Origin of the sequence: Novosphingobium flavum, assembly GCF_014230315.1 — a bacterium.
Taxonomy (GTDB): Bacteria; Pseudomonadota; Alphaproteobacteria; order Sphingomonadales; family Sphingomonadaceae; genus Novosphingobium; species Novosphingobium flavum.
Genome location: NZ_JACLAW010000009.1, coordinates 60,960 through 82,545, shown reverse-complemented (window position 1 = coordinate 82,545; position 21,586 = coordinate 60,960). Strand labels below are relative to the sequence as shown.

The window sequence follows — 21,586 nt, the reverse complement described above, 5'->3', positions numbered from 1 at the left end:
CAGCACTTTGACGGAGCTTTTTCGCAAGGATGCTGCGCAGCATCCTTGCACCTTGTGCAACTGTTGTCCTAATCGCTGCAATCATTGGAGCGTGACCGGGCAAGCCGGCGCGCAGGAGGGACAACGCGATGAACAAGTGGACCGCGCGTGCGGGTGCCGCTCTTTGCCTGTTGGCGCCGGTTGCCGCGCGGGCGCAGGGTGCTGCGGGCGGTGGCGCCGACAGCGGCGATACGGCGTGGATCCTGGTGTCGAGCGCGCTGGTCATGATGATGGCCGCGCCGGGACTGACGCTGTTCTACGGCGGGCTGGTGCGCGCCAAGAATTTCCTCTCGGTGCTGGTCCAGTGCGGCGCGATCGTGGCCGTCGCCTCGCTGCTCTGGCTGGTCTGCGGTTATACGCTTGCCTTCGGTCCGGCGAGCAACGGCTGGCTGGGCAATGGCGACATGGCCATGTTCAACCAGCTCGGCACGGTGCGCGAGGGGACGACGGTTCCAGAGAGCGCCTATGCCCTGTTCCAGATGTGCTTCGCCGCGATCACCCCGGCGCTGATGGTCGGCGCCTGGGTCGACCGGGCGCGATTCGGATGGGTCGTGGCCTTCTCGGCATTGTGGGGCCTCATCGTCTATGCCCCGGTTGCACATTGGGTCTGGGGCGGCGGCTGGCTGGCGGCGAAGCTGGGCACGTTGGATTTTGCCGGGGGCATCGTAGTTCATACGACGGCGGGCGTTTCGGCGCTGGTTGCCGCCGCCCTGCTCGGCAAGCGCGATGGTTTCCCCAAGACGCTCATGCTGCCGCATAGCCCGGCCCTGACCATGGCGGGTGCAGCCCTGCTGTGGGTGGGCTGGTTCGGCTTCAACGGCGGCTCGGCCCTTTCCGCCAGCGACGATGCCGCCGCCGCGATCATCAACACCCATGTCGCGGCCTGCGCCGCTGCCTTGATGTGGCTGGCGATCGAGCGGGTGACCGTGGGCAAGCCGACCTCGATCGGTTTTGCCACGGGCGCCATCGCAGGCCTAGCCACCGTGACCCCGGCGGCGGGCTTCATCTCGCCGGGGGCGGCGCTGGTGTTTGGCCTGATCGCGGCCTCGGTCTGCTACCCGATGATCCAGCTCATCAAGTTCCGCCTGAAGATCGACGATTCGCTCGACGTCTTTGCGGTCCACGGCGTCGGCGGCATGGTCGGCTCGCTGCTTCTGGCCGTGTTCCTGGCCCCCGCGCTGGGCGGGACGGGCTATGCCGAGGGCATGACCATGGCCAGCCAGATCGCGGCGCAGGTGATCGGCGTGGGCGTGGTCGCGGTCTTTTCCGCGATCGCCAGTGCGCTGCTGGCGCTTGGGATCAACCTGTTTCTGCCGATGCGCGTATCGGAAGATTCCGAGCGTGAGGGGTTGGACCTTTCCAGCCACGGCGAGCGGGCCTGGGAGATGGATTGAGCCGTCAAGCTGATCGCAGGAGGGCGGGAGCGCGCGGTTGACCGGCCGGGAATGGCGGGTCAAGTTGATCCGAAAGGATTTTCCGATGCGCTCCTACCCTCTGCTTGCTGCCTGGACCTTCCTTGCCGGTGCGGGCATTCCGTTGATCGGGGTGCTCAATAGCGGGGTTTCCCGCGCCGTGGGCAATCCCTTCGCGGCGACCGCGATCATGTTCGCCATTGCCCTTATGGTCGCGGCGGGGATCACCATCCCGCTATATGGACTGCCGACCCTTGCGCAATTGGGCGCGGCGCCCTTGCCCGGCTATGGCGCGGGCCTGCTGATCGGGTTCTACGCCCTATCGGCCACGATCATCATTCCGCGCATGGGGGCGGCGAGCTTCGTCGCGTTCATCCTGATCGCGCAGTTGGTGACTTCCGCCGTTATCGACCAGCACGGCCTGCTGGGCATGGCGCGGCGACCGATGGACGCGATGCGGATGATCGGGCTTGGAGCGATCTTCATCGGGATCGTGGTGATGGAGATCGGGAATTTGCGGTCAGCCAAGGGCTGAACCGGGCAAACGAGAAGGCCGCCGAAATCGGATCGGCGGCCCATCGTCTTGCTGGCGATTTCGGCGCTCAGTCTCCGGTCAGGATACGGTCGACCAGTTGCTTCACCGTGGGGGTGAAGTTGTTGGAATAGAACGGGTCCTGCTTGAAGCGGTAGGCCGCGTGGCCGGCAAACATCAGGTTCTGGTCGATGTCGCCGCCGTGAGCGATGTCCTGCAGGGTCTTCTGGATGCAGAACGAGCGCGGATCGGCGAGACGGCCCGTGGTGTAGTCGTCATGGTCTTTCCATGAGGAGAAACCGCAGTGCGAGAGGCAGCCCATGCAGTCCGCCTGATCCTTGCGGATTTCCTCACGCTCGGCGGGGTTGACGAAGATCACGGTGTCGTCCGGCGTGCGCAGGGCCTCGGTGAAGCCCTGGCCGAACCATGCCCGGGCATGATCAAGATCGCCGGGCGTGACCCAGAAGTTCTTGCCCTTGACCCCGACGTCGAGCTGCACGGTGTGTTCGCCGGCCGAAACCTTGGAATAGGGGATCTGGCGCATCGAGCGCGCTTCGAGGCTGCGCAGGAAGGGATTGCGCACGGCCGAGCTGTAGAAGCCCGTCGGCGAGAAGCGATGCAGCAGGACATCGCCCGGTTCGAGCGTGCGCAGGTGGTCCTTCCACGCCTGCGGGATCGGGCTTTCCTCGGTGAGGAGCGGGCGCGTGCCGAACTGGAAGGCGATGGCGCCAAGTTCCGGATTGTCGATCCAGTCGTTCCATTCGCGCAGGAACCAGACGCCCCCGGCCATGATGATCGGCACGGAGTCGGGCACGCCTTCGGCGCGCATCGTGTCGCGCAGGGCCTTGACCCGGGGATAGGGATCTTCCGGCTTCCTGGGATCTTCGGCGTTGGACAGGCCATTGTGCCCGCCGGCCAGCCACGGATCTTCATAGACCACGGCGGCCATCAGTTCGGCGACCTTGTGATAGGCGCGCTTCCAAAGCGCGCGGAAGGCGCGGCCCGAGGAGACGATCGGCAGGTAGTGCACGTTGAAGCGGGCGGCGATTTCCGACAGCTTGTAGGGCATGCCCGCGCCGCAGGTGACGCCGGTGACGAGGCCGCGGGTCTTTTCCAGCACGCCTTCGAGCACGGCCTGGGCCCCGCCCATTTCCCACAGGACGTTGATGTTGATCGCGCCCTTGCCGCCCGAAATCTCGTGCGCCCGGCGGACCTGCTCGACCGCGCCGTCGATCGCATAGTCGATCAGCTGGAGGTGGCGTTCCTTGCGGGTCAGCGCATTGTAGACCTGCGGGATGATCTTGCCCTCGGCGTCGTAGCTGTCGGCATTCACCGCGCTGACCGTACCGATGCCGCCGGCTGCCGCCCATGCACCAGAGCTCATGTGGTTGGTTGCGGCAACGCCCTTGCCGCCTTCAACCAGCGGCCACACTTCGCGGCCACCGTAGAGGATCGGCTGTAGTCCCTTGAATCCCATTTTGCCCTTACTTTCCGCTGCCCTGCCGTGCCGCTGTGGCCCCTGCCCCCAGTCTGCACGGCACGATGGCCGCCGGTGCCGGACGCGGCCCCGCGACCTCGAACTTTGCATAGTAACCCGTCACCTCCGGTTTACGGACAAATTCCGCCAAGCGAAACCCCACTGCGGCGAATTCGCAGAAGAGAAGGTCGGGCGGTATTCCGTGACGGTCGGCCGGACGATCGACGTCGACCACGATGACGCTGCCGTTCTCCTTCAGGGCGGGCCTGAGGTTCCAGAGAAAGGCGTAGGGTTCGGCCACTTCATGGTACATGTGGACCATGAAGATGCGGTCGAACGAATTTTCGGGAAGGCGCGGGTCTTCCGGGGTGCCGGTGCGCAACGAGACGTTGTTGAGCTGGTCCTTCTCGACCCGGCGGGCGAGCCGCTCGATCGCGCCGGGGTCGATGTCCTCGGCGAGAACGCGGCCCTTGCGGCCGACCTGTTCGGCGAGGCGGACGGTGTAGTAGCCCTCGCCCGCGCCGATGTCGGCCACGGTGGCGCCGGGGGTGATCCCGGCCAGCGTCATGACCGTGCGCGCTTCGCCCAGATGGTCGCGCTGGACTTCGGTGGAGAACTGGGTCGAGCCAGTGCCGGAAACGGGGCGGTCGGCGCGGGGGAAACCGCGCGCGGCGGCGGGCCGGCCAGCGTCCGGGTCAGGCGCCTGAGGCTTGCACCCGGCCAGCGCGGCGAGCGCCAGGGCCAGGGCGAGGCCGGATTTCAATCGACGTCTTCCACGGCGACCTTCTCGCCCGTCACGCGCTGGGCGAGAGCCGCGGCGATGAACGGGTCGAGTGCGCCGTCGAGCACGTCGTCGGGCGCCGTGCTGGTGGCGCCAGTGCGCAGGTCCTTGACCAGCTGGTAGGGCTGGAGGACGTAGGAACGGATCTGGTGGCCCCAACCGATTTCGGTCTTCGCGGCATGTTCGGCGCTGGCGATTTCCTCGCGCTTGCGCATTTCTTCCTCGAACATCCGCGCCTTCAGCATGTTCATCGCGGTTTCGCGGTTCTTGTGCTGCGAACGGTCGATCTGGCTGGCGACAACGATGCCGGAGGGAACGTGGGTGATGCGCACGGCCGAGTCGGTGGTGTTGACGTGCTGGCCGCCCGCGCCCGAGGCGCGGTAGGTGTCGATCTTGAGGTCGGCCGGGTTGATGTCGATGTTGATGTTGTCGTCGATCACCGGGTAGACCCAGACCGAGCTGAACGACGTGTGGCGGCGGGCCGAGCTGTCATAGGGGCTGATGCGGACGAGGCGGTGGACGCCGCTCTCGGTCTTGGCATAGCCGTAGGCGTTCTCGCCCTTGATCAGCAGGGTGCAGGACTTGATTCCGGCCGCTTCGCCGGCGTGGTAGTCGACCAGTTCGACCTTGTAGCCGTGGCGCTCGGCCCAGCGGGTGTACATTCGCTGGAGCATCTGCGCCCAGTCCTGGCTCTCGGTGCCGCCGGCCCCGGAGTGGACTTCGAGATAGGTGTCGTTGGCGTCGGCCTCGCCCGAGAGGAGGGCCTGGACCTTGTCGTTGTCCGCGCGCTCGACGAGGGCGGCGAGGGTGGCGATGCCTTCGTCAACGGTCGCATCGTCGCCTTCCATTTCGCCGAGTTCGACGAATTCGACGGCGTCGGCCATTTCGGCGGTGATCGCGTGGACGGCGCTGACCGAAGCGTCGAGCCGGCGACGCTCACGCATCACCGCTTCGGCGTCCTTGGGATTGTCCCAGAGCTTGGGGTCTTCGACGCGCGCGTTCAACTCGTCGAGACGGCGCAGGGCGCGCTCCCAATCCAGCGAGCGGCGGACTAGCGCCAGCGCCGCTTCGATCCGGTCGATATGGGCCTGCCCTTCGGCACGCATGACACTACACTCCACAAAATCCGAGCGGCCCGATTAGCGACCGCCCGGGTTTTGTAAAGGTGGCTATCGGCGCAGGCTTTTGAAGTCCCCGCCTTACTTACGCTTGAGGCCCTGCACCGCCGCCAGGGTCAGCTTGACGTGATCGGCATAGTTCATGTCAGAATGGACCAGCACGACTTTGCCATTCGGCGCGATGACATAGGAGGTGCGGCTGGTGAGACCGGTGGAAACGCCCTCGCGCTTGAGGTCGACGTCATAGTCGGCAACGATCTTGGGAGTGGCCGAGGCGACGGCGAACTTGCCGCGGCAGGCCTCGGTCGAGAACTTCTGGAGGACCGGCAGGGCGTCGTTCGACATGCCGATGATCGTGGCGCCGGACTTGTGGAAGTCGTCGCTCGCCTCGGAGAAGGCATGGGCTTCGAGAGTGCAGCCCTGGGTGAAGGCCTTGGGGTAAAAGTAGAGGACGACCGGGCCCTTCTTCAGCGCCTTTTTCAGGTCAAAGGCAAAGGGCTTGCCATCGAGCGCACCTTGGGTGGCGAACTCGGGCGCCTTGGCGCCGACCGGGAGGGCTGCGTGAGCGGCCGGGGCGAGGACGAGCGCTGTGAGCGCGGCGAGCGGGGTGAGGCGGCGGACCATGGCGCGAAGATGCCTTGGTTGAAGACCGGCCGCAAGTGCGCCCGAAATGAAAGCGGGGCCCCGGGTCGAGCCCGGGGTGACGAGGCCAAGTTGGCGGACCGCCTAAACCCTTTGAACGTCAGTAAACGCCGCCTTGCTGTTCGACGAAATCGGCACCCGCCTGTTCGCCGCCGTCGGGCGCGGGGGCGCCGGACTGGGCCTGGCGCAGGCGGCGGATCGCGCTGAGGATGGCGTCGCGCTGGCTGGCGAGCTGGTCCTGGCGGGTGGCCCGTGGCGGCTCTGTGTCGGCCTTGAAGGCCTCCCAGATGATCGAGGTCTTGGGATCGCTGGTCGGCTCGCCCTCGAACACCCGCTTGCCGGTGGCGCGGTCCACCTTGACCATGCGGATGTCGTTCGGGGCGGTGAACGGGGTGTGATCCCAGCGCCCCTTGGTGGCCAGCACGAAGTCCTTGAAGATCGGCGCGGCGAACGTGCCGCCTTGGGCATAGCCGCCGAGCGAACGGGGCTGGTCGTAGCCGATGTAGACCCCGCCGACGATGTTGCGCGAGCCGCCCATGAACCAGACGTTGGTCGGGCCCGAGGTGGTGCCGGTCTTGCCGAACAGCGGCAGACCGAGATCGCGCAGGCGGGTGGCAGTGCCGCGCTGGACCACGCCTTCGAGCATGTGGACGACCTGATAGGCGGTGCGGGCATCGAGCACCTGCTTGCCGCGCAGGGCGAGGCGCGGCATCGGCTTGCCGTCATACTCGGCCATATTGCAGCCGTTGCACGGGCGGTTGTCGGCCCGCCAGATCACCTTGCCGGTGCGGTCTTGCACATAGTCGATCACCGACTGGACATATTGGATGCCGTTGTTGGCAAGGGCGGCATAGGCATTGGCCATCTGGGCAACGGTGGTCTCCCCTGCCCCCAGCGCGAAGCTGAGATAGGGATCGTACTTGCCTATGCCGACCCGGTCGATCGTGCGCACGACGCGGTCCATGCCGGTATCATTGGCGATGTGTACGGTCATCAGGTTGCGCGACTGTTCGAGGCCCCAGCGCATGGTGTGAATCCCGCCCGAGCCCTTCATGTCGAAGTTGCGGAAGCACTTCTGGCCCAGGCCAGCGCCCTGATAGACGCAGAAGGTCTGGTCAGGCACCATGGTGGCGGGGGTCATCCCGTAGTCCAGCGCCGTGGCATAGACGAAGGGCTTGATGGTCGAGCCGGGCTGGCGTTCGGCCTGGGTGGCGCGGTTGAACGAGCCGAGTCCGGAATCGAAACCGCCGGCCATGGCGAGCACCCGGCCCGAATGCGGGCTTTCGACGACCATGCCGCCCGAGACTTCGGGCACGGTCCGCACGGCCCACGAGCCGCCTTGCGGCGCGGCGGCGATCACGTCGCCGCGCTTGAGCGCGTCGGGCAGATTGACCAGCGGCGAAGTCTTGCCATCTGGGAAGCCGATCGTGGCGCTGGGACCGGAGCGCTGGGTGACAACACCGATCCGCCAGTCCTGATAATGGATCGAGAGATTGGCGCTGATCAACTGGCTCTGCCAGTCATCCTCGCCCAGCTTGAGCCAGGCCACGGGGCCGTGCCACGCCTTGCCCGCAGCATAGCGGAGCAGGCCGGCGCGCAGCGAATCCTGCGCCGCCTTTTGCAGGGCGGGATCGAGCGAGGTACGCACCCAGAGGCCGCCGGCATAGACGCTGTGCGGGCCGTCCTCGGCCTTTTCGCCGTATTTCTCAATCAGGCGGCGGCGCACTTCCTCGACATAGTAGCCCACCGTGGGATCGTAGGATTCGACCCGGCGCGGGATCAGGCCGAGAGGCTGGGCCTTGGCGGCGGCGGCTTCGGCCGGGGTAGCCCAGCCGTTCTTGACCATCTGGTCGAGCACCCAGTTGCGCCGCTCGATCGCGCGGTTGGCGAACTTGGCGCGGCTGTAGGTTTCGGGCGCCTTGGGCAGGATGGCGAGGAAAGCCGCCTCATGCAGGGCGAGCTGGTCGACATCCTTGCCGAAATAGGCCTGCGCGGCGGCCTGCACGCCGAAGGCCTGACGGCCGAGCGGAATCTCGTTGAGGTAAAGCTCAAGGATCTGCTGCTTGTTGAGCACGCCTTCGATGCGCCGCGCGAGGATCATTTCCTTGACCTTGCGGGTGACCGAATATTCGTTGCCGATCAAGATGTTCTTGGCGACCTGCTGGGTGATGGTCGACCCCCCGCGGGCACGCTCGCCCGAGCCGAACTTGACCGCATAGTCGAACACCGCGCCGACGAAGCCGATGTAGTCGATCCCGCCGTGGGACCAGAAGGTCTTGTCCTCGGCCGACAGGAAGGCGTTGATCACCGGGCGCGGGAAATCGACGAAGCGCAGCTGGACGCGGCGTTCACGCGCGTAAGAATAGACCACTTCGCCGTTCACCCCGCGCACCATGGTCGGCAGCGGCGGCTGGTAAGTGAGCAGGCTGTCGGCCGAGGGCAGGTTGCGGCCGATCGTGGCCCAGATCACGAGATAGAGCGCGACGAACAGGCCGAGCAGGCCGGAGGCGATGCGGAACTGCTTGCTGGTGCGCCACATGTGGCCCCACCATTCCCGCGCGCTTGAGAGCCAGCGGCCAAGGCCGGCCACCTCGCGCCGGATGCGGACCCGCATCGGGGCGGACCCATCCGGGTTTTGCGGAGATTGCGGCGGCGGGGGTGTGTCTTCGGCCATGATCGCTCAGCGCTTTAGCGGCTATCGCCGCCGGGCTGCAACCGTGTCTTGCGACGGATCGTTTCCGGCATGGTCATGGCTGCGGCTCGCGGCGGGCGAAAAAGGCCCGGACGGCGCGGGCCGTACTGTCGGCAAAGGCCGCGCGGCCGGCATCCGAGGTGAGTTCGCGGGCGTCGGCCTCGTTGCTGATGAAGCCGGCCTCGAACAGGACGGACGGCAGGTCGGCGGACTTGAGTACGACGAAGGCGGCGGATTGCAGGGCCGGTTCGCGGAAACGCAGCGCGCCGCCCGCCTCGCGCAGCACGAGCCGGGCGAATTCGACCGAGCGGGCCGCGCTCTCGCGCTGCGAAAGGTCGACCAGGATCGCGCTGACCGCGTCGCTCTGCCCACCGAGCGCGATGCCGTTGACGGTGTCGGCCCGGTTTTCCTTGGCGGCGAGCTGAGCGGCGGTGTCGCTCGAACCGCGATCGGACAGGGTGTAGAGCGTGGCGCCGCTAGCCTCCGCATTGTCGGCGGAATCGGCGTGGATCGAGATAAAAAGGTCGGCCTTGAGCCGGCGGGCGATGTCGGCCCGCTCGGGCAGGAGGAGGTAACGGTCTTCGTCGCGGGTGAGCGCGACGCGGATGCCGCCTTCGGCCAGCAACTGGTCACGCAGGGCGCGGGCCAGCGCGAGGGTGACCGCTTTCTCCGGCATGTCCGCCGGGCCCGCGCCAGGGTCGTGGCCGCCATGTCCGGCGTCGATCACCACCAGCGGGCGGCTTGCATCGAGCGGACCCTGCACCGGAGGCAGGCCGAGCGCGGCGCCGGCGACGGGCAGGACGAGCCGGACGACATAGGCCGGTGCGCGGGCATGGCCGAAGTGTCGGTCGGCCGCGATCATGCCGGCGTAGATCGCCACCGGCGCTAGTGCCAGCAGGACCAGGTCGACGATGCGGGAAGCCACGGAGCCGCTCATGCAGGCTGGGTTAAGGCGAACCATGCCATCGGGCAATGGATGGCAAGCGTTCATCCGCAGCTGGAACGCACTTGGGGCGCAGCTTGCGGTTTGCGCAAAAGATCGATGCCAAGGCACGGTCAACACGCAACATTCTTGCCGCCGTGCCAAAGCGATGCTAGGCAACCCTTTCCGAGGCAGGCCTGCCTTGATCCTCCCGCACCGCTTCATGCGCCAGAAAGGGCCAAAGCTGTGCAATTTCAGAAGGATCGCGCAGGAACCACCCGGACAAGACCGGACCGCAACCAGTGCGACCGGCACAACCGAGTTGATGCTGACATGAGAAGCCGTTCGCCGTCCCGTTCACTGCTGTCCTTCCGGGCGGCGGTGTTTGCGACGGTGCCAGAATCGCGCCCAGTTTCGCGATTCCCGGCGCGTCCGTTTTCGCCGCGCCCTTCCTTGTCTGCAGTCACGCAAACCGCAACCACCCCTGCCCTCCGTCGTGCTCCGTTCGTATCGGATCGCCGGGGCGGCACACTGAATAACCGCGCCCGCCTGCGTATGACCGCAAGGCCGCGGCGCGACTGGAGATCATTTGATGACAACGCGCATGCTTATCGATGCGCGCCACACGGAAGAAACCCGGGTGGCGGTGCTCAAGGGCAACCGGATTGACGAATTCGACTTCGAATCTGCCGAACACAAGCAGATCAAGGGCAATATCTACCTTGCCAAGGTAACCCGGGTCGAACCGTCGCTGCAGGCGGCTTTCGTCGATTTCGGCGGCAACCGGCACGGGTTCCTCGCCTTCAGCGAAATCCATCCCGACTATTACCAGATCCCCAAGGAAGACCGCGAACGTCTTCTGGCCGAAGAGGCTGCTCACGCCGAGGAAGAGGCCGCCCTGCGCGCCGTTGCCGAGGGTGAGGAAGACTTCGTTGGCGACGACGAACTGGGCGAGGCCCTGGCCGACGATTTTGCCGGAACGAGCCATGACGAGTTCGGCGGCGACTTCGGCGGGGTGACCGAGATCGACACCTCCGAGAAGGACGAGGTGGCAACGATCGAGGCCGGGCACGTCGAGAACGGCTTCGATCATGACAGCGAAGAGGCTGCCGAGGGCGATGGCGAGGAACAGCCGCGCCGTCGTGGCCGCCGTCGCCAGGGTGGCGACCGTGGCCGTGCCCACGCCAAGGAAGCAGACGAGATCCGCGCCAAGCGCATGGCGCTGCGCCGCCGCTACAAGATCCAGGACGTGATCCACCGCCGTCAGGTGCTGCTGGTGCAGGTCGTCAAGGAAGAGCGCGGCAACAAGGGCGCGGCCCTGACCACCTATCTGTCGCTGGCTGGCCGCTATTGTGTGCTGATGCCGAATTCGAGCCACGGCGGCGGGATTTCGCGCAAGATCAGCTCGGCCGCTGACCGCAAGCGGCTCAAGTCGATCATTTCCGAGCTCGACCTTCCCAAGTCGATGGGCTGCATCGTCCGCACCGCCGGGCTGCAGCGCACCAAGACCGAGATCAAGCGCGACTTCGACTATCTCGCCCGCCTGTGGGACGAGATCCGCGAGAACACGCTGAAGTCTTCCGCTCCGGCGATGATCCATTCGGACAGCGACCTGATCAAGCGCGCAATCCGCGACATCTATAACCGCGACATCGAGGAAGTGGTGGTCGAGGGCGAGGCCGGATACCGGGCCGCGCGTGACTTCATGAAGCTGCTGATGCCCAGCCATGCCCGGCGGGTGAAGGCCTATTCCGACCCGGTGCCGCTGTTCCAGCGCTACGGCGCGGAAGACCAGCTGACCGCGATGTATGACCCGGTGGTCCAGCTCAAGAGCGGCGGCTATCTGGTGATCAACCCGACCGAGGCGCTCGTCTCGATCGACATCAACTCGGGCCGTTCGACCAAGGAACACGGGATCGAGGCGACGGCGCTCAGCACCAACCTGGAAGCCGCGCGCGAAATCGCCCGCCAGTTGCGCCTGCGCGACATGGCCGGCCTCGTCGTCATCGACTTCATCGACATGGAGTACGGCTCCAACGTCCGCAAGGTCGAGAAGGCGATGAAGGAGGCGCTCAAGAACGATCGCGCCCGCATCCAGGTCGGCCGCATTTCGGGCTTCGGCCTGATGGAGATGAGCCGCCAGCGCCTGCGCACCGGCGTGCTCGAGGCCACTACCCGCACCTGTCCGCACTGCGACGGTTCGGGCCTGGTCCGCACCGCCTCGAGCGCGGGGCTTTCCGCCCTGCGCCTGATCGAGGACGAGGCAGCCAAGGGCAAGGGCACGGTGATCACGCTCTATGCCTCGCAGGAAGCGGCGATCTACGTGCTCAACGCCAAGCGCGACGACCTGCAGGAAATCGAGCACCGCTATGGCGTGCGCGTGGAAGTAATCCCCGAGGGCGAGAACGAAGGCGCGAAGATGCGCGTCGGCTCGTCGGGGCCGCGTCCGACCTCCCTGCCCCGCTTCGAGCCGATCATCGAGCCCGAGGATGATCTTCCGTTCGAGGACGAGGAAGAGTTCGAGGAGGAGGAAGCCGAAGTCCGCGCCGAGCCGCGCGGCGAGCGGCGCGCCCGTGACGAGGATGAGGACGGTGAAGGCGGTCGCCGCCGCCGTCGCAAGCGCCGTCGGGGCGGTCGCAATCGCACTCGCGACGGCGCTGAGCAGGCCGAGGGCGAGGACTTCGAGGCCGAGGACGGCGAAGGTTCCGAAACTGACGGGGCCGAAGGCGACGGGGCTGAAGGCGATATGGCCGAGGACGCGTCCGGCGAGGCCGGCGCCGACCACGGTACTGAAACCAATGGCGAAGACGGGCCGCGCAAGCGCCGCCGTCGTGGCCGTCGGCGTCGTGGTGGTCGTGGCCGCGGCGAGAACGGCGAGCAGACTGACGAGGCCGGCGACGAAGCCGGCGACGAGACGTCTGCGGCCGGGGACTACGACGCGGTGGAAGTCGCCGTCGATGCCGAGGCCGAAGCTCCGATTGCTAGCGAAGCGGTTGCTGCGGATGCCGCGGAAGCTCCGGCCAAGCCCAAGCGTTCGCGCCGGAAGAAAGCCGATGCCGATGTTGCAGTGGAGCCGGCCGTTGCCGAGGTGACCGCCGCCGAGGCGACCGCCGAGGAAGCCCCGGCCAAGCCCAAGCGCACCCGCAAGAAGGCCGCCGCCGTCGAGGCACCGGCCGAGGAAGTGGTGCCCGCGCCCGCGGCCGAGGAAGCCCCGGCCAAGCCCAAGCGCACCCGCAAGAAGAAGGCCGATGCCGAGGCTGCCCCGGTTGCCGCTGAGGACGCCGTTCCGGCCGAGGCCTCCGAGCCGGCCGTGGCGGCTTCTGTCGACGCGGACCCGGTTCAGGACGCAGTTACCGCTGATGTGGACGGTGAAGGCGAATCCGACGCGGGCACTCCGCGCCGTGGTTGGTGGCAGCGCACCTTTGGCGAATAAATGCTGAAATGATGCTCGCGGAGCTTCAGGTTCCGTGACAAAAACAAGACGCCCGGCCGGTCATCCGGCCGGGCGTTTTCGCGTTCAGTGCAGCGCTCCCGTGGACGTGAGCGCCCTTGCGCCTATTCGACCAGGTGAACCTGGAACCCGCTGAACGCATCGGCGCCGGAGCCGGGCGGACAGCTATTGGTAACGGTGCTGCTGCCGGTGAACTCGACCTGCCGGGCCACGACCTGCAGGCAATTGGTGATCAGGCCGGATGGTGATCAGGCCGGAATTGCCGGTGAATTTGACCTTCTGTGCCGGGAAATAGATTGCACCTTGCAGCACGGAGCCGGAATTGCCGGAAATGTCGTTGGCCTGGTTGGCCAGGCTGGCGCGGCGGTCCTGATAGAGGAAGACCCCGGCATAGGTCCCGCTCGTCGGCGCGGTCAGGTTGATCCTCGCATTGCCGTTTATCGTGATCGTGGCGGCGGAGCCGGGCGCGGTGTCGATCGTGCTGCTGGTGAGAATGAAGATCACCTCGCTGCCCGAAACATTGGCCGTGGCATTGATCGAGATCGAGCCGCCGTCGATCAGGTAGACACCCGGAGCGAAAGTGACCGTGCCCTTGAGGTCCATCGACTTGTAACAAGCGGTCCCGCTGTCGTTGGCCACGGCGCGGCTCTGGTTGGGGTTGACCGTGAGGCTGGCGCTGCATCCACCGGGCACGACCGGATCGGGCAGGCCGGCGAAGGGATCGGGCTGGACCAGGGCGTAGGGGATCTGGGCCGTGCCGGCGGCGAGATTGCGATCGGCGGCCGAGATCGCGCCGACCGCCATCAGCGAGGTAGCCGTCACATAGCTCGAACCGCCGATCGCGATGGCGCTCGATCCCTGGGCATTGGCGGCCATCCCGCAGCCGAGCGCAGCCGTGGTGTTGCCCGTGGCGGTGATGCCCGTGGCGGCGCCGGTTTCGAGGGCGAGAATGCAATAGTCCCCCTGCCCGATCGCGGCGGCCGTGGCCGAGGCGCGCATGGTGACGGGACGGTTGAGGAATATCCCCGAGAACGGCAAGCTTGCATCGGCCTCCAATGTGACCCGCACTGCCTGCGTGTCGCCCGCATAGGTGCCGGAAGTCGGCGCATTCTCGATGACGGGCGAGCCGAGCAGGGTAACCGAGGTATACCGTTCTATCTCGGCGAGGGCCGCGCTGGTGACGCTGGAGCCGGACATCTTGGCAAGAGCGCCGGCCCGCGCCGCCGAATCGGCCTCGCGTTGCAGCTTGCGCTTGAGCAGGGTCCACTGGACCGTGTCGGTGCCGACCCCGGCCGCGCCGATCAGCACGAGCAAGGACAACGCGGTAACTATGGTGGCATTGCCACCCGGATCACGCAAAAGTCTTCGCATCATGGTCGCATGCCTCCTTCGATCTTGCGACCTGAACCGTTCAAGGTTCTAGAAGAGTTTGGTGAAGGGGCCCTGCGATGACCCCCCGCAGTTTCCCGTGCCTGGGCCGAAAGCAACAGGCAGGCATGCGGGTGCTGCGCATTTCCCGCCCAAGGAGGCCATCACGCACTTGCCCTTCGGCGCCGAATCGCTAGAGGGCTAATCGAACCAAATTCTTACGGACAGGGACCATGGCGACCTTCACCCTCCCCGCGAACAGCAAGATCACGGGCAAGTCCCGCCATCACAAGGCCGAAGGCGCCGCGCGGGTGAAGAAGTTCACCGTTTACCGCTATGATCCCGACAGCGGCGAAAATCCGCGCTATGACTCGTTCGAGATCGATCTCGAGCAGTGCGGGCCGATGGTTCTCGACGCGATCATCAAGATCAAGAACGAGATCGACCCGACCCTGACCTTCCGCCGTTCGTGCCGCGAGGGGATCTGCGGGTCCTGCGCGATGAACATGAACGGGCGTAACGGCCTCGCCTGCACCACGGCGATCGAGGATCTCAAGGGCGACATCCGCATCACGCCGCTGCCGCACATGGAAGTGATCAAGGATCTCGTCCCTGATTTCACGCACTTCTATGCCCAGTATGCCTCGATCCGGCCGTGGCTGCAGACCGTTTCGACCACGCCTTCGGGCAAGGAGCGCCTGCAGAGCCCCGAGCAGCGCGAGAAGCTGGACGGGCTCTACGAGTGCATCCTGTGCGCCTGCTGCTCGACCTCGTGCCCGAGCTACTGGTGGAATTCGGACAAGTTCCTCGGCCCGGCGATCCTGCTTCAGGCCTATCGCTGGCTGGCTGACAGCCGCGACGAGATGACCGGCGAGCGGCTCGACGAGCTGGAAGATCCCTTCCGCCTCTATCGCTGTCACACGATCATGAACTGCGCCAACGTCTGCCCCAAGGGGCTGTCCCCGGCGCGCGCGATCGCAGAGATCAAGAAGATGCAGGCCGAACGCCACATCTGACGTGAGTTCAGCCGAACCCGTTATCTTCGTTCACGAGCCTGATCCCGCCCATCCCGGCTGGTCGACCTGGAACCTGTCCGACCCGTCCTGCTTCAACGGGCTGGCGATCGGCCACCTCATCGTTCGGGCTGAGGGTGAGCGAGCTGTAAGGCTGCGGCTGCACACCCAGCGGCGCCACGCGAACCTTTCGGGGACGGTGCATGGCGGCGTGGTCCTGTCGATGGTCGATCTTTCGCTGTTCGCCAGCGCGCAGCTGGTGATCGGCAAGCATCTCGCCGGGTCGGTGACGCTTGACACCTCGTGCCAATTCCTCGGTTCCGGCAGGATTGGCGCGCCGCTCGATGCGGTGACCGAGGTGCTGCGCGAGACTGGGCGGATGGTGTTCCTGCGCGGGTTGATGATGCAGGAGGATCACCTCGTCGCATCGTTCACCGGCACGATCCGCAAGCCGAGCGCGCGATGAGCGGTTTGCTGGCCAGATACCGTGAGCTTCTCGCCGCCGGGGAACTGCGGCCAGATCCGGAGCAGGCCGCCGCGGCCGAGCGTCTGGCCCGGTTACAGGACGAACTGGAAGTCGCCCCTGCCGCGACGGGCGGGCTGCTTGGACGACTGCTGGGGCGCAAGCCCCCTGCCCGGCCGCGCGGGATCTACATGTGGGGCGGCGTCGGGCGCGGCAAGTCCATGTTGATGGACCTGTTCCACGATAGCCTGGCGATTGCCGAGAAGCGCCGGGTCCACTTCCACGCCTTCATGATCGAGGTCCACGCCCTGCTTCGCGAGGAGCGCAAGAAGGAAAGCGGCGATCCGATCCTGCCGGTGGCGGCGACATTGGCGCGCGGTTTCAAGGTTCTGGCCTTCGATGAGATGGTCGTCAACAACAGCGCCGACGCGATGATCATGAGCCGGCTGTTCACGGCCCTGATCGAGTCGGAAGGGGTGACCATCGTCACCACGTCAAACCGCGCGACGTCCGAATTGTACAAGGACGGCCTTAACCGCGAGCATTTCCTGCCCTTCATTGCCCTGATCGAACGGGAACTCGACGTTCTGACCTTGAACGGCCCGGTGGACTATCGCCTTGACCGCCTGGCCGGCATGGCAACCTGGCACATGCCGTTGGGCGATGCCGCCACGGCCCAGGCGCGCGAGGCGTTCTTCAGGCTGACGGACTACCCGCCGGAAGACAGCGCGCACGTCCCGTCGGCCGAGCTTGATCTTGGCGGCGGTCGCAAGCTGTTCGTGCCCAAGAGCCTGAAGGGCGTGGCCGTGTTCAGTTTCAAGCGGCTGTGCAGCGAGGCCCGGGGCGCCGCGGACTACCTGGCGATCGCCCAAGGCTATCACACGGTGGTCATCGTCGGGATACCGCAGCTCGGGCCGGACCAACGCAACGAGGCGGCGCGCTTCGTCACGCTGATCGATGCGCTTTACGAGCACAAGGTCAAGCTGATCGCCGCGGCAGATGCCTTGCCCGAGGATCTCTATGCCGCTGGCGATGGCCGGTTCGAGTTCGACCGGACGGTGAGCCGCCTCATGGAAATGCAAAGCCTCGACTATCTCGCGCTGGGCCACGGCGAGGATTGAGGCCTGTCCCCTGCTGGTACGGTTTGCGCCCGAAATTTGCGACGAGTTGAACGAAAATGGGCCCCGGCAGTTACCTGCGGGGCCCATTTTTTCGGTCTGTTCCCGTTAACGCCGCATGGCTGACGTTAACTATTCCGAATCACTTCAGCTTGAACGACCTGTTGACTGCGCCCACCCCAATTGGGGGAAAATCGCAGAACTCCGCGAATTAATCGCCGAGCAGGATAGTCCAGAGCCAATCGCTCAGTGCTACGATCATGGGTTGCCTCCATCGATGGAAGCCAACCATTAACCAAAGTTTCCATGGTTAACAAGACGTAAACGATTTTACCCCGTCCCGCCCAAATGACAGGTATCTCGCGCGCAATTGTTCGAAAGTTTCCGGACGACCTATGTAATACCCCTGAGCAAGGTCGCAACCGAGGCGGCGAAGCATATCAAAAGTCGTGATGTCCTCGATTCCTTCGGCGACCACTTGCTGGCCGAGCGCATGGGCCAGGTTGATCGTGCTGTGGACGATCTTGCAGTCCCGGTCCGACGTAGTCATGCGCGAAACGAAGCGGCGGTCGAGCTTGAGTTCATCGCTGGGCAGGTCGGCAAGGTAGCATAGCGAAGCCTCGCCCGTGCCGAAATCATCGATCGAGAGGCGAAAGCCCATCGCCTTGAGCGCAAGAAGGTTCTTGATCGCGGCCGGGCGGTTGTAGACGCTCGCGGTCTCGGTAACCTCGATCGTCAGCAGGCGGCAGTCGATCCCGCGGCGAAGGACAATTTCGGAGGTGGCACTAACCAGCGAGGGCTTGTCGACCAGTTGGGCCGACAGGTTTACGCTCATCTGGAAGCGGCTGCCCAGCGCGTTCATCGCTTCGGCCGAACTGATCGCCTGCTCGAGAACCCAATAGGTCAGGGCATCGATCCGCCCTGCCCGCTCGGCCTGGAGGATGAATTCATCGGGACGGATCGGGCCGCGGACCGGATCGTTCCAGCGGATTAGGGCCTCGGCCCCGCTGATCCGGCTCTCAGCAAATTCCCACTGCGGCTGGTAGGCGAGCCAGATGTCGCCATTGCGCATGCCTTCGTCGATGCGGGCGAGCAGCGAGAGCTCCCACGGCGCGTTGGCAAGGCGATTGGCCTCGAACTGTTCGATCGTGCGGCCGCTCTTGAGCGCTTCCGAAGCGCTGGCGAGCGCGGTGTTCAGCCGGGTCAGCGTGTCGAACTGGCCGTTCCGGTCAATCCCGAAATGGACGTTGGTATCGAACATGTGTCCGCCGACCAGCAGCGGAGCCGAAAACAGGGCCTTGAGACCTTCGAAGTGCTCGAGTTGCTCGTCGGCGCCGTGATCCTGTTCAAGCCAGGCGAAATGGCCGCCCTCGCCATGGTAGATTTCGCCCGTGCGGCATCCAACCGAGAAGCGGCGCGCGATCTGGCGCGCGCATTCGCCATGCAGGTCGGTGGGCAGGGTGGCGAGGAACTCCTCGTATCGGCCGATGACCGCCACGACGAGATTGAACCCGGTCGGAACCTTCTGCTTGCCCAGAGCAATGAAGTTCGGAAGACCCGAATTTCCGGTTTCGATTACGCGCTCGCGCCAGCGTGACCACGTTCGCCAGCAGCCGAACACGACCATAACGACACAGGTGCTGCCAGCCCCGACTAGCAAACCGTAATGTTCGAACGCGACCGGCCCGAGCAAAGCGATGCCGACCCCAACTCCATAACCGCTCCAGCGTACCCAGCGATTGTTCATCCGCCGAACCGGCCAGACCGTGAAGATGAACAGGATCACCACGATCTCGAACCGCCAATCCACGAATGGTCGAGGGCTCGCACCAGCTGCTGCCGCAATGTCCAACATGACCAGCGGCTGCTGTCTATGGCCGAAATAGCCCAGCGTGCCTGTCGCCGAGGTGGCGGAGGTAGACAAGAGCACTGTCCGACCGGCCAGCATCGAGGCTTTGGCCGAGCCATCAACCAGAGCACCGGAATCGATCACTTGCACGCTTACCGGATCGATTGAAAAGTCTGGTCGGAAATCACCCCTGTTGCACCCGATGCCAGCCATGGATGCGGCAAGGGAACGATAGGCTTGTCCATCCACCTCGATGGAGCACGGCGCCAATGTGACGTATTTCCAGAAATTCACCCGAAATCCGGAAACCAGAACTTCTGCCGTTCCCGCCAGTGCGCGATCAGGGAGGTCGAGGGCCGAGACGCTGGAAGTTCCGTGGGCAATGCTGGTCGGGTTGACCCGCGCAACGAGTGAAAGGCGATTTCCCCATGAACGAATTTCGGTGATCAACGCGGAATTTCCACGCTTGATCCCTGCGTCAAGGTAAACGTGAGCCGGCGCAGTTTTGTGCAGGCTCTTCAGGACTTCGGCGTAATAATTGGAATTGCCGTCAGCTTCGTCGGAGACCTGATCGAGGCGGACGACAACGACCGACTTGTCCGCCTGGCGCTCACTGAGAAAATAGCGGGCATTCCAGTAGACCTGATCGACCGGTGCGGCAAAAATCCACCACGCGAAAGCGTATGTGAAGAGCGCAAAGACTGCGACGTAGAGATTGCGGTGCTTTTGCATCATCCGTCAAGGTTGACCATTCGTCTGGGCTCTAGGGCAAATCGTTTAAGAACTGCTTACCATAGAGTCCCGAGGATTCAGGCGATCTTGAGCCGGGTCAACGAACGGTCGAGCATGAGGAGCTGCCAGAGCAGCCGGGAATTGTCGGCCCGGCCGGAGATGTGGGCCTCCGCCAGCGCGCCGATGCGGGAGGGATCGAACCAGCCTGTCCGCGCCAGAGTGGCCGAGGTGGCAATGGTGCGCGCGGTTTCGGCCAAGGGGCCGCGAAACCATTGGGCGATCGGGGTGACGAAGCCCTGCTTGGGGCGAAACAGGATCGGTTCGGGCAGGTAGCGGCGCATGGCCTGCTTCATCAGCCATTTGCCCTGCCCCTGCCTGATCCGCAGGTTTTCCGGCAGGCGGGCCGAAAATTCCAGCAGGCGGTGATCGAGCAGCGGCTCGCGCGCTTCGAGGCTGACGGCCATCGAGGTGCGATCGACCTTGGTCAGGATATCGCCGGGCAGCCAGAAGGCGAGATCGGCATATTGAGCACGGTCCAGCCCGCTGCGCGCCGGGGCGCGGGCCATGAGCTCGAGCAGAGGCTGTTCGGCCCGGTAATCGCCAAGCTGGGCCTTGAGTTGCGGTGAATAGAGGGCCTGGCGCCCGCTTTCAGGAACGATCGCAAGGGCCTGACAATAGCCAAGGTCGCTGGACGAGGCGAGCGAAATCAAGGTGCTCTTCGCCCGCAGCGGGCGCGGGGCCCAGTCCGCCTTGGGGTAAAGCGAGCCGAGCGCACCGAACAGGGGGCCGCGCAAGGGCTGGGGCAGGAGGCGGCGCAAACGGTCCTCCGCATGGTGGAAGCGGTGTCGGCGGTATCCGGCCAGAGCTTCGTCCGCCCCGTCTCCGGACAGGGCCACGGTGACGCTTTCGCGCGCCAGCTGGCAGACCCGCCATGTCGGCAGGGCCGAAGCATCGGCAAAGGGTTCGTCGAACATGGCCGCGAGAGTATCGACATGATCGAAATCGTCGGCCGAGACGGTCCGGCTGCGATGGTCGGTCCCGAAGCGGCGGGCGACCTCGTCGGCATAGGAGGTCTCGTCCAGCGCGGCGGCATCGAAGCCAATCGAGCAGGTGCGGACCGGATCGGCGCTGATTTCCGCCATGAGGGCGACGACGCTGGAACTGTCCACCCCGCCCGACAGGAAGGCGCCCAGCGGCACATCGGCCACCATCCGCGAGGACACCGCTTCGCGCAGGTGGTGGAGCAACTCGGCCTCGAGATCGGCGGCCTTGCCGCGATGGCGCTCGGCAAAGGAAATGTCCCACCAACGCACCGGGCACGGCAGCGGGGCGCCATGGCGGAGCAGGAGGTAGTGCCCGGCGGGTAGCTTCTCCACGCCCTTGAGGATCGAGCGGTGATCCGGGACATATCCCCAGGCGAGGTAATCCTCGACCGCCAGCGGATCGGCTTCGCGCCTCAGCAGCGGGTGAGCGAGCAGTCCCTTGAGTTCGGAGGCGAAGGCGAGGCTGCCGTCGCTGAGCGGGGCGAGGAACAGGGGCTTCACCCCAAGCCGGTCACGCGCGAGGAGCAGGGTGCGGGCGGCAAGATCGTAGATTGCGAAAGCGAACATGCCGGACAGGCGCGGCAGGCAGTCCACGCCCCATTTCTGCCAGGCGGCGAGGATCACCTCGCTATCACCGTCTGTGTGGAAGGTGGCCCCGGCGGCCTTCAGTTCGGCTCGCAGTTCGCGGAAATTGTAGATCTCGCCGTTGAAGACGAGGATGCAGCGGCCATCGCTGCTGGCCATGGGCTGGGGCGAGCCGGCGACGTCGATGATCGAAAGGCGGCGGTGGGCAAGGCCGACGCCGGGTCCGGTCCAGACACCGCCGCCGTCGGGGCCGCGATGGACCATGGCATCGGCCATCCGCTCGAGCCGCGCGGGATCGACCGGCTTGGGGGTAGCGAGATGGTAGAGACCGGCAATACCGCACATGCGA

At 65.5% G+C, this 21,586-nt stretch carries 15 protein-coding genes; 6 read left to right on the top strand and 9 right to left on the bottom strand.

From position 1 onward, the window contains the following. The first annotated feature begins 128 nt into the window (after positions 1 to 128). Together H7F51_RS12625 and H7F51_RS12620 are read left to right on the top strand one after the other, a co-directional pair. Complete coding sequence (locus H7F51_RS12625; protein ID WP_185664668.1) at positions 129 to 1,433, top strand: ammonium transporter; 1,305 nt, start codon at positions 129 to 131, stop codon at positions 1,431 to 1,433. An 85-nt stretch (positions 1,434 to 1,518) separates the two neighbouring features. Beyond that, entirely contained in the window at positions 1,519 to 1,986 is a 468-nt protein-coding gene (locus tag H7F51_RS12620) for a DMT family transporter (protein WP_185664667.1), read from the top strand. Positions 1,987 to 2,053: 67 nt separating this feature from the next. Here the strand turns inward: H7F51_RS12620 and H7F51_RS12615 are convergent, their stop codons facing one another. The 6 genes from H7F51_RS12615 to H7F51_RS12590 all read right to left on the bottom strand — a co-directional run bounded on the left by H7F51_RS12615 (position 2,054) and on the right by H7F51_RS12590 (position 9,618). Next, positions 2,054 to 3,460: an NAD(P)H-dependent flavin oxidoreductase gene (locus H7F51_RS12615; RefSeq protein WP_185664666.1), complete on the bottom strand. Its 1,407-nt coding sequence runs from the start codon at positions 3,458 to 3,460 to the stop codon at positions 2,054 to 2,056. Between the two features lie 7 nt (positions 3,461 to 3,467). Continuing rightward, positions 3,468 to 4,223: a class I SAM-dependent methyltransferase gene (locus tag H7F51_RS12610; RefSeq protein WP_185664665.1), complete on the bottom strand. Its 756-nt coding sequence runs from the start codon at positions 4,221 to 4,223 to the stop codon at positions 3,468 to 3,470. Then, positions 4,220 to 5,347 carry a peptide chain release factor 2 gene (gene prfB, locus H7F51_RS12605; RefSeq protein WP_185664664.1) on the bottom strand — a complete coding sequence of 376 codons (1,128 nt, stop codon included), beginning with the start codon at positions 5,345 to 5,347 and terminating at the stop codon, positions 4,220 to 4,222. Before prfB ends, H7F51_RS12610 begins: the two co-directional genes overlap by 4 nt. 93 nt (positions 5,348 to 5,440) lie before the next feature. Continuing rightward, positions 5,441 to 5,983, bottom strand: a complete 543-nt coding sequence (locus H7F51_RS12600; protein ID WP_185664663.1) for a peroxiredoxin — start codon at positions 5,981 to 5,983, stop codon at positions 5,441 to 5,443. 118 nt (positions 5,984 to 6,101) lie between these two features. Further along, complete coding sequence (locus H7F51_RS12595) at positions 6,102 to 8,615, bottom strand: penicillin-binding protein 1A (RefSeq protein ID WP_425491025.1); 2,514 nt, start codon at positions 8,613 to 8,615, stop codon at positions 6,102 to 6,104. A gap of 133 nt (positions 8,616 to 8,748) precedes the next feature. Beyond that, positions 8,749 to 9,618, bottom strand: a complete 870-nt coding sequence (locus H7F51_RS12590) for an N-acetylmuramoyl-L-alanine amidase family protein (protein ID WP_343061285.1) — start codon at positions 9,616 to 9,618, stop codon at positions 8,749 to 8,751. Between the two features lie 589 nt (positions 9,619 to 10,207). Here H7F51_RS12590 and H7F51_RS12585 point away from each other — a divergent pair. Next, positions 10,208 to 13,048, top strand: coding sequence for an Rne/Rng family ribonuclease (locus H7F51_RS12585; protein ID WP_185664660.1), 2,841 nt, complete (start codon positions 10,208 to 10,210; stop codon positions 13,046 to 13,048). 183 nt (positions 13,049 to 13,231) lie between these two features. Here H7F51_RS12585 and H7F51_RS12580 read toward each other — a convergent pair whose 3' ends face one another. After that, complete coding sequence (locus H7F51_RS12580; RefSeq protein ID WP_185664659.1) at positions 13,232 to 14,440, bottom strand: pilus assembly protein TadG-related protein; 1,209 nt, start codon at positions 14,438 to 14,440, stop codon at positions 13,232 to 13,234. 227 nt (positions 14,441 to 14,667) lie between these two features. On the opposite strand from H7F51_RS12580, the gene H7F51_RS12575 reads away from it, so the two are divergent. Genes H7F51_RS12575 through zapE form a run of 3 tightly spaced genes read left to right on the top strand, consistent with a single transcriptional unit; the run spans position 14,668 to position 17,031 of the window. Continuing rightward, positions 14,668 to 15,450, top strand: coding sequence for a succinate dehydrogenase iron-sulfur subunit (locus tag H7F51_RS12575; RefSeq protein WP_185664658.1), 783 nt, complete (start codon positions 14,668 to 14,670; stop codon positions 15,448 to 15,450). Position 15,451: 1 nt separating this feature from the next. Further along, positions 15,452 to 15,913 (top strand): PaaI family thioesterase, encoded by a 462-nt coding sequence (locus H7F51_RS12570; RefSeq protein ID WP_343061283.1) that lies wholly within the window; start codon positions 15,452 to 15,454, stop codon positions 15,911 to 15,913. Next, positions 15,910 to 17,031: a cell division protein ZapE gene (gene zapE / locus H7F51_RS12565; protein WP_185664657.1), complete on the top strand. Its 1,122-nt coding sequence runs from the start codon at positions 15,910 to 15,912 to the stop codon at positions 17,029 to 17,031. Before H7F51_RS12570 ends, zapE begins: the two co-directional genes overlap by 4 nt. A gap of 307 nt (positions 17,032 to 17,338) precedes the next feature. Here zapE and H7F51_RS18695 read toward each other — a convergent pair whose 3' ends face one another. Then, positions 17,339 to 19,612 (bottom strand): EAL domain-containing protein, encoded by a 2,274-nt coding sequence (locus H7F51_RS18695; RefSeq protein WP_246448331.1) that lies wholly within the window; start codon positions 19,610 to 19,612, stop codon positions 17,339 to 17,341. A 74-nt stretch (positions 19,613 to 19,686) separates the two neighbouring features. After that, entirely contained in the window at positions 19,687 to 21,582 is a 1,896-nt protein-coding gene (locus tag H7F51_RS12555; protein ID WP_185664656.1) for an XrtA/PEP-CTERM system amidotransferase, read from the bottom strand. Positions 21,583 to 21,586 lie beyond the last annotated feature (4 nt).

Coding starts and splice junctions, on each gene's coding strand:
- H7F51_RS18695 (WP_246448331.1), bottom strand. CDS start 19,612: ATGATGCAAAAGCACCGCAATCTCTACGTCGCAGTCTTTGCGCTCTTC.
- H7F51_RS12575 (WP_185664658.1), top strand. CDS start 14,668: ATGGCGACCTTCACCCTCCCCGCGAACAGCAAGATCACGGGCAAGTCC.
- H7F51_RS12595 (WP_425491025.1), bottom strand. CDS start 8,615: ATGCGGGTCCGCATCCGGCGCGAGGTGGCCGGCCTTGGCCGCTGGCTC.
- zapE (WP_185664657.1), top strand. CDS start 15,910: ATGAGCGGTTTGCTGGCCAGATACCGTGAGCTTCTCGCCGCCGGGGAA.
- H7F51_RS12555 (WP_185664656.1), bottom strand. CDS start 21,582: ATGTGCGGTATTGCCGGTCTCTACCATCTCGCTACCCCCAAGCCGGTC.
- prfB (WP_185664664.1), bottom strand. CDS start 5,347: ATGCGTGCCGAAGGGCAGGCCCATATCGACCGGATCGAAGCGGCGCTG.
- H7F51_RS12625 (WP_185664668.1), top strand. CDS start 129: ATGAACAAGTGGACCGCGCGTGCGGGTGCCGCTCTTTGCCTGTTGGCG.
- H7F51_RS12620 (WP_185664667.1), top strand. CDS start 1,519: ATGCGCTCCTACCCTCTGCTTGCTGCCTGGACCTTCCTTGCCGGTGCG.
- H7F51_RS12600 (WP_185664663.1), bottom strand. CDS start 5,983: ATGGTCCGCCGCCTCACCCCGCTCGCCGCGCTCACAGCGCTCGTCCTC.
- H7F51_RS12580 (WP_185664659.1), bottom strand. CDS start 14,440: ATGATGCGAAGACTTTTGCGTGATCCGGGTGGCAATGCCACCATAGTT.
- H7F51_RS12615 (WP_185664666.1), bottom strand. CDS start 3,460: ATGGGATTCAAGGGACTACAGCCGATCCTCTACGGTGGCCGCGAAGTG.
- H7F51_RS12585 (WP_185664660.1), top strand. CDS start 10,208: ATGACAACGCGCATGCTTATCGATGCGCGCCACACGGAAGAAACCCGG.